This is a genomic window from Frankia sp. R82 (genome assembly GCF_023716925.1).
GTDB lineage: Bacteria > Actinomycetota > Actinomycetes > Frankiales > Frankiaceae > Frankia.
The window spans coordinates 1-679 of record NZ_JAMQQG010000191.1; the positions used below are offsets into that span (position 1 = coordinate 1).

The window sequence follows — 679 nt, forward strand, 5'->3', positions numbered from 1 at the left end:
TGCGTGGTGCGCAGGGTGGCGACTCGGTTAGCGAGGGTTTCTTCGTCGAGCTTGCCGCGTTCGAAGGCGGCCAGGTAGCGGTCGATGGCTTGGTCGGTGTGGGTGAGGTCGGACTGGACGGTGGCGAGTTCGCCGGCGCGGTCGCTGTGGGTGTCGTGGTGGCGTTGGCGGGCGTGGTGGACGGCGTCGGCGATGAGCTGCTGGTGGTCGCGGTAGAAGTCGGCGAGTGCGGTGAGGATGGCGTGGTCGAGGGCGTCGGCATCGAGGCGGGGGGCGTCGCAGCGGGTGCGGCTGTAGCGCAGGCGGGTGAAGCAGGTGTAGTAGCGGTAGGTGCGGTTGCGCCCTTTGGCGTTGGAGCCGAGCATCGCTTTGCCGCACTGTGGGCAGCGCATCCGGCTGGTGAGGTAGTAGTCGGAGTCGCTGGCGGCTCGGTGGGTGTGTCCGTCGCTGCGGATGGTGAGGATCTTCTCGGCCTCGGTGAACCGTGCTGCCTCGATGATCGGCTCGTGGGTGTCGGTGACGGTGATCTCGCGGAAGGTCAGCTCGCCGAGGTAGATGCGGTTGTCCAGGACGCGGATGACCTGGTGTCCGGACCAGGGGCCGCCGGTGGTGGTGCGGTGGCCGCGTTCGTTGAGGGTGTTGGCGATGGCGCGGGTGCCGAGCCGGTCCCGGACGTAGA

General features: G+C 68.5%; 1 protein-coding gene. It reads right to left on the bottom strand.

All coding sequences use genetic code 11. The features are described 5' to 3' along the window. Positions 1-679 (bottom strand): recombinase family protein (locus ND747_RS16550; RefSeq protein WP_251734501.1); only part of this gene is annotated, 679 nt, incomplete at both ends.